Origin of the sequence: Paraburkholderia guartelaensis, from assembly GCF_004353905.1 — a bacterium.
GTDB lineage: Bacteria > Pseudomonadota > Gammaproteobacteria > Burkholderiales > Burkholderiaceae > Paraburkholderia > Paraburkholderia guartelaensis.
Map to the genome: position 1 here is coordinate 23,527 of NZ_SMOD01000066.1, position 6,478 is coordinate 30,004.

General features: G+C 60.6%; 9 protein-coding genes and 1 pseudogene. 9 read left to right on the forward strand and 1 reads right to left on the reverse strand.

Annotation, left to right across the window (positions count from 1 at the left end):
* Window positions 1-72: 72 nt before the first annotated feature.
* From E1N52_RS45670 to E1N52_RS40270, 5 genes and pseudogenes are all read left to right on the forward strand, one after another.
* Window positions 73-290: pseudogene (locus tag E1N52_RS45670) on the forward strand (hypothetical protein); the annotation flags it as partial.
* A 40-nt stretch (window positions 291-330) separates the two neighbouring features.
* On the forward strand, window positions 331-771 hold the full coding sequence (locus tag E1N52_RS40255; protein ID WP_133190382.1) for a hypothetical protein: 441 nt from the start codon (window positions 331-333) through the stop codon (window positions 769-771).
* 1,318 nt (window positions 772-2,089) lie between these two features.
* Window positions 2,090-2,851, forward strand: a complete 762-nt coding sequence (locus E1N52_RS45105; RefSeq protein ID WP_246089429.1) for an HNH endonuclease — start codon at window positions 2,090-2,092, stop codon at window positions 2,849-2,851.
* Window positions 2,852-3,024: 173 nt separating this feature from the next.
* The gene (locus E1N52_RS45675; RefSeq protein WP_425468205.1) at window positions 3,025-3,399 is read left to right on the forward strand and encodes a septation protein IspZ; all 375 of its coding nucleotides are present in this window, start codon (window positions 3,025-3,027) and stop codon (window positions 3,397-3,399) included.
* The gene (locus E1N52_RS40270) at window positions 3,399-3,800 is read left to right on the forward strand and encodes a hypothetical protein (protein ID WP_133190386.1); all 402 of its coding nucleotides are present in this window, start codon (window positions 3,399-3,401) and stop codon (window positions 3,798-3,800) included. Before E1N52_RS45675 ends, E1N52_RS40270 begins: the two co-directional genes overlap by 1 nt.
* A 310-nt stretch (window positions 3,801-4,110) precedes the next feature.
* Here E1N52_RS40270 and E1N52_RS40275 read toward each other — a convergent pair whose 3' ends face one another.
* A complete protein-coding gene (locus E1N52_RS40275; RefSeq protein WP_133190388.1) occupies window positions 4,111-4,338 on the reverse strand; it encodes a hypothetical protein in 228 nt (75 codons plus the stop codon).
* Window positions 4,339-5,129: 791 nt separating this feature from the next.
* On the opposite strand from E1N52_RS40275, the gene E1N52_RS40280 reads away from it, so the two are divergent.
* The 4 genes from E1N52_RS40280 to E1N52_RS40295 all read left to right on the forward strand — a co-directional run.
* Window positions 5,130-5,432 carry a DUF7673 family protein gene (locus E1N52_RS40280; RefSeq protein ID WP_133190390.1) on the forward strand — a complete coding sequence of 101 codons (303 nt, stop codon included), beginning with the start codon at window positions 5,130-5,132 and terminating at the stop codon, window positions 5,430-5,432.
* Between the two features lie 6 nt (window positions 5,433-5,438).
* The gene (locus E1N52_RS40285) at window positions 5,439-5,918 is read left to right on the forward strand and encodes a hypothetical protein (RefSeq protein ID WP_133190392.1); all 480 of its coding nucleotides are present in this window, start codon (window positions 5,439-5,441) and stop codon (window positions 5,916-5,918) included.
* Window positions 5,915-6,184 carry a type II toxin-antitoxin system RelE/ParE family toxin gene (locus E1N52_RS40290; RefSeq protein WP_133190394.1) on the forward strand — a complete coding sequence of 90 codons (270 nt, stop codon included), beginning with the start codon at window positions 5,915-5,917 and terminating at the stop codon, window positions 6,182-6,184. The genes E1N52_RS40285 and E1N52_RS40290 overlap by 4 nt, the downstream gene beginning before the upstream one ends.
* 39 nt (window positions 6,185-6,223) lie before the next feature.
* On the forward strand, window positions 6,224-6,478 hold a 255-nt coding region (locus E1N52_RS40295), incomplete at its 3' end, for a helix-turn-helix domain-containing protein (RefSeq protein WP_133190396.1).

A 6,478-nucleotide genomic window follows, 5' to 3' on the forward strand; every position in this document is an offset into this window, starting at 1 on the left:
GCGTCAGGCCGGTTGCTGGACCAGCATGGGGGCGTTTTCACGTCGCAACGTCAGATCGCCCGGGGGATTGGGACGGGTGCCGAGGTTCAAACGGGCGGCTTCAGCGCGGCGGACATGGCCTGTACGTCGCAACGCTGAACCAGATTGGGGGAGCACTGCACCAGCTCAATGCTGATGGCGCCGTCGATCAGGCGGGCACGCAGCAGTCGCTTGCGCAGTTGCAGCAGAAACTAGGTGGCGACTTTACGCAGCAGGCGCCCAGCGACAATCTGCATACGGATCTCATTAAATTCTCAAGCGTTGATTTTGGATGTGTTGGAGAAACAAACAATGGCGAACTTGAAATCCTGGCTTTTTGCGGCAGGCTTCTGTGCTGGCTGCACGGCCCTGTCTGCGTACTTCAATCTCACGCACAGCAGTATGTCGACTGTGCCAACTCGGCTAAATTGGCTCATCGAGTTGCATATTGGAACTGCACTGCTGGGCGCGATGTTGTTCGCACTTTTCGTGGTGGGTACGCCCGCCGCACTGCGCGGGCCAGCGTCAGCGTCAAGTTACGGCGTTGGCATGGTTCCGCGCATTGGCGCAGTTCGTTATTTTATTCCTGGGAATGGCGCTTTTTTCTCGGTCGCGCGCATCGTTCAGATATTGGGGGTCATCGTTTGCCTGATGATTCAGTTCATTTATGCCGAGCCGTTGGGAGCCGGAAACGATGCACAGGAAGGCTCGGGGCGCCCGGTCAAGTTGTTGAAGAGGCCGCTCACCGCGTGAGGTAGTGGTCGAGTCTGCTAAAGGACTTGCGCGCAGCCTGGCGCGGCGCTGTCGTCCGACTTGATCAAGGCGATCGAATCGAGCGAAGCACCGCTCGATTCGGGGCAGCAAGCAGCCCTAGCTGGATTCTCGTCACTGCTGGGCGGGGGGGATCTTCGGACTCGCGGTTCAGGAGGTAACGGATGGCGCAACGGCCGCGCAGAACGAGGGCTTGGAATATGCGGGAGTCGCCAACATACCGTCTGGACTTTCAGAAAATCGGCAAGCCTACTGATCGGGCGCTTTGACTATAGCTGCCCTCCCTAAAGCACGCTCACGGCGGCTCGGTGCGAAAGCGAGCCGGTCATAGAATCGTTGCGGCCCGTCAACTGTGCGCGCGCTGTACGGCGATTTCTCTTGAGGCTTATTCAACGCCTGCCCGCATGCGTAGTCACGCGCTAGCTAGCCCGCGGACATGGGCTGGCGTCGAACAAACCTCAAGACCATTGGTCCGACGCGATTGTGGCACGTAGGTCCGTTTTGTGAGGGGCGGCCACGTGAATGGCCGGCTAAGCCGCGGGGCGAACGGCAGAAATGAGCCTGCCCGATCCGATTGCCGCTTGCACGGCTGGCGCTTTCATAACGTAACGTCATCTCGCCCGGCGAGAAGCGACACGGCGCCGTGCCAGCGTCCGGTTCCGCTGGCGGGCCCCTGATCCCAAACGCACGGATTGCCGACGCGCGCGGCGGTGCTGATGGGCGTCAACAATCGAAGGTCTTGCTTCCGTCCACCGTGCAACTAACGGTCCCCTCCGCCGACACCCCCTAACCGCCGGTTCCCGGCGCGTGACTTCAGCCGCCAGGGTGGCGACGTGCACGGTCGCTTGCCGCTGGCTGGCCGGGGCGTCTTGAGCGTCGATGGTCAGCGTTCGGGCTTTTCCCGAGGAAGTGAGGCTCGACGCGGGTTACCTTGGAAAGGAGCGTCCACCGATTTCTCTCTCGTAACAGGGCTCGAAAACGAGCGTATTACGCCTTGGGCATCCGCATCTGGATCACGTTGCGCCATACATGGACATCTCTGCACGCGAGCAGCGGGATGCCGTCGGAGCGATTGATCTTGGGGATTGAACAGGCGATTAAAGATAGAGTGCGCGGCGGCCGATAACCGCGTTGTAGGCCTGTCTCGGTACGATCAAATTGCAACCGATCAAAGTCGGCGACTATAGATATCTGATCGCCTGTCAGGCCAGATGGCACGTCCGCACGGGACCGTACGGTGAAGTCGCCGTCGCACAATATTCAATTTGCATTGCGGAAATCTGTAAAGAGGGGAGTCGCCGTGAGAAGAACGATTCACGATTATCGAAATACCCCTGCCTATGCGGGCTGCCCACGCGCTTTTGTGGTAACTGGGAGCAACAGGGAGCAGGACAACGACCAGTGGAACCGTGAGTTCATCGAGAATGACGAAACCGGTATGTGGATCGTGGCTCCCGATCGCGTCTTCGAAGGGGACGCAATGTTCGTGCTTCTCCCCAATCCCGCACGGCAGGACGGATATCCGCGGCGTCTATTCGGCGGCGTCGTCACCGGGTGGCGTTACGAGGGTGACCGGACCATCTTTCAGGTCAGCGGGTTCATAGAGCATTCGCCGATCGAAGCGGAGATCATGCGGTTTCTCGGCGGCAGGGTGCCACCCCAAGGCAACACGGTAGGTACGGTCTGGGAACCTTTGGATCAAAAATCGATGCCACTCCAAACGGAGGTCAGTGCGGATTTCGAGCAGCAGGTTCACCGCGCGATACGCCTGTCGCGAGAGGAGCGAGAGGCGCGCATGCGGACGTGGCCAACGAAGCCGGAGCGCGTCGAAGTGACATCCGTAGCGTTCGTGCGCAATCCCAATGTGGTTGCCCTCGTGCTAGAGCGCGCCGATGGCTACTGTGAAGATTGCGATCAGCCCGCGCCCTTCACGCGCAAAACAGACGGCACGCCTTATCTCGAAGTCCACCACATTCAGCCGTTGGCCGAGGACGGCGACGACACTGTCGGCAATGCAGTCGCACTCTGCCCGAATTGCCACCGGAAGCGCCATTTCGGTTGAACCTTAACTTTGTCGTGGGAACCGGTGGTACGCAGATCTATTGTGTAATCCGCGCAATGACGCATCGGAAAACAAGGTCAGGATAGCTGTGTTACCACACATCGGGGATAAAAATGGCTTGGGGAATATTTTGGCGGGTTTGGCTCAGCGAATTTTGCGCGGCGCTTGCGTTAATGGGGCTCTTCCTGGTGACTTCGCTGAAGTCCGTGTTGTATGGGAGCCAGTGGACGCTCTGGCATCCAACTATCGCGTTCGGCTGGTTCGCGCTACTTTTGTTTGCGAGCTTACTGCGCGGCGGTAACGGTCTGCTTCACGTCGTATGGGGACGGTCGCTCAACAGGCCCGAGTCTTTTTGGAGACGACTTAACGCGTGGACCGGAGGTCTCTACGTTGCTCTCGCGATAGCCAATGTCGTTGTAGCCAACGCGGTGCCATTCGGCATCTGGTTGCATCTGAAAAATTTCGGACCTCTGTTTGTCTTGCTTGGTTTTTCGGTGTGGGCTGCTCGCCACCTCACCAACAACGGACGAGCCGCCTCAGTCGCTTGATGCAGCGGAAATCAACGCAGGAAAGCGGCAGTGCCATCGAGCGGCCGCGTTCGAAGAACGTGAAAAAAGGATTGAAGACCATCGCCGTAGTGGCACTCCTAGCCATCAGCGCATCATCGCTTTTGGTTGCCTGCGGCAAAAGGACTGGGGACGAGTTCGTCGGCGCGTGGAAAGTTAAGGACGATATCGACTCGACAATTATCGCTCGCAGCGGCTACGATTTTGTTGTCACGAATACCGGCGACACGTCGAGCAGGATGTTTTTCCGCTACGAGCACGGAATTCTCGTAATGAAGGCTTCTGCCGGAATGCTGGAGATACGTTACGACAGGATCCACGACGCGATCGTCGCATTCACCCCCGGTTTTCCGGTGGAAATCGTACTGCCCCGGGTTAAGTAGGCGGGCGAGCGTCGTCATTCCGTGCGCGAAGCAAGGGGAAGCGATAACGCGATCAGCCTCGCCACTTTGGTGGAAAGTGACGAATCTTTCGCCAATTTGCCGAGATGGCGAGCGCGGCTAGGAGTGACCGGCTGATTTCGTATCTGCAGCGGCCATGTGACGGACTATTGTCGCGTGCCCGCGAGTGACGAAAAGCCGTCGTCCTTGAGACGGTGGAGACCGCCGACGCATTCGTGATCGCCGCGCACAAGCTTGCCCTCTGCTCTCCCGCCCGCGCCCGGCAAGTCCGGCGGCGCGAACCTCCGCCTGATCAACTCAACGATGCCAGCAAGATCGACAGCTTGCGGATGTGCGCCCTGAACGCTTCGGTCATTTCACGGTTATGGCCGTCGCTCAGATGCGGCGCTTCGGCCAGTTCGACCTGGCCATGGAACTCGTCGAAAACCTTGCGCCGCTCGTCGGGTGGAAGTATGCGAATGAGGGACACCATCAGTAGTTCCTGCGCATGGATGATACCGAGCACGGATTGTTCGTTCATTTCGACCTCCGTCGGAACGCGGCAATGCCAGCGGCTGGACAGCAAGGCAAAGCGGGGAGTTGATGACAGCACCAGGCCGATGTTGTCTTCGATCCTCCTTGTTACCCGTCCATACTAGCGCAGGGATCGAGCCATCTGCACCTGTACCGGGCAAAGCGCCGGGAGGCATACGGGGGCCGATGGAATCTCCCACCAGACCGGTGCGAGCCGCCGCCCACACCGTACGTGGGGATTCTCGCGGCTCTCGTACGGCTTTCTCCGAAAGGGCACCCTGGTATCGAAACGGGACGCGTTCTGCCGTCGCGGGACCAACCCGGCGCACCAGTCGAAGCACCGCGAACAGGCAAAATAGGCAGCTGGATCCCTGGTGGCTTCAGGAACCGGGCCGACCAGTGCAAGGTATGTGCCGCATCCTGACGGGCCGCCATTCTGGCCTGGCCACAGACAGGTGTGGAGAGGGATGGCTTTCCCTGCGTCGTCTGGAACTGCGACACGGGTTCCCGATTAAAATGGGGTCGCATTCATGCGGAATCGCCGGGATAACTGGCACGGAAGACGGACGGGATGCCGCGGCGCCGAAGACACGAAGGGCCCGGGCTCCGCAACAGCCTGGGTGCCAGCCGGCGGAGAACGGGATGTTATGTCAGATCCGCCCGGCCAGCCCTTATGCAGCAAGGCTTCGCCGCGCACCGATAACTCATTCACCCCTGAAAAACCACGGAATACCATATTCCGTGGAATGGGGTATAATAAGTCGTGACCTTTCCCGCTACCCTGACACGGAGTCCGCGATGCGTCCTGCCCCGATGCTTGAACACGAAAAGGCGGCGCTCGAACGCCTGCTGAACATCGCCCAGGGTGACACCGGCCAGAGCTGCCGCGTGGCCGGTTTTCTGCTGGCCTGGTGGAACGCGGGCCAGTGCGGCAGCTACGACCTGACGTCGGCCTGGGGCATGGATGACACGATCATGGAGGACATGTGCGTGGTGTTTCGCCTCGCCTCGCGCGTGCACACCTATCCCGACACGCTGGGCTATGGCGCGCAGTTCGAGGCTATCGTGCGCGCGTGGCGCCCCGAACTCATCACGGAATAATCCATCATGCGACGTGTTTCCTTTGATGTCGCCCAGGCCAGCGCTGCCGTGAGGGCGGGGGGGGTCCTGTCCGCGATCCTGCGCGCCGAGAAGGGCGCTTTCTATATCGAGCTCGAAACCCGCGAATCGGGCGTGGCCGAGCTCGTGACCTCGAACGGTCGCGAGCGGCGCGCATTCCGCGATCCAGGCCAGGCCCTGAAGGTCGTGCGCGAACTTGGCGTGGCAACCGGCCGTTTCGCGCTCGAGGAGTGGGACACGCGTGCCCCGAAGGCCCCGGCCTGGACGCGGCCGGACCAGAGCGCGCACATGAGGCGGCGCAACCGGCTGGCCGACGACGCGGCCGAGTTCGAGGCCGACGTGCTGCAGGCGATGGCTGAGGCCGACCGCCCCGGCACGCCGTTCGTCCCGCACGATGAGGTGATGGCGCAGCTCGATGCGAAGCTTGCCGCGACCGCGAAGAAGGCCGCGCGCAAGGGCCGCGCATGATCGTCGAGTGGCTGCCGCGTGCAGTGGAACAGCTGCTGTCGATCATCGATTACGTGAGTGAGGACAGTCCGGCCGCCGCCGTCGCGCTCGGACAGGCCATCCGCCAGAAGACCACCACGCTCGCGACGCACCCGAACCGCTACCGGACGGGCCGCGTCAGGGGGACCCGTGAAATGGTCGTGATGCCTAACTATATTGTCGTGTACCGCGTGGCCGGTGAACGGGTGCAGATCCTTCGTGTTCGCCACGCGCGGCAACGCCGCTAGTCCATTGCGTCATTGAAAAAGCACCTTATTTGGTATTCAATGAAACGCATGGAAAAGATGAATTTGACCACGCTTGAGCGCAAACAATTGCTGTCAGCAACTCGTAGCCAAACGGTGCGCGCAGCGGACGCGCGGCGTGCACGGCTGATCTTGATGCTTGATGAAGGCGAAGCACGTGAGGCGATCATGCAGCGGCTGCGATGTGACTCGCGCTTCATTACCCGTTGGTCGAGTCGGTTTTTGGCGGAGCGGTTGGCAGGCCTGTACGCGCGCCATCCGGGACGAGCTCCTGTG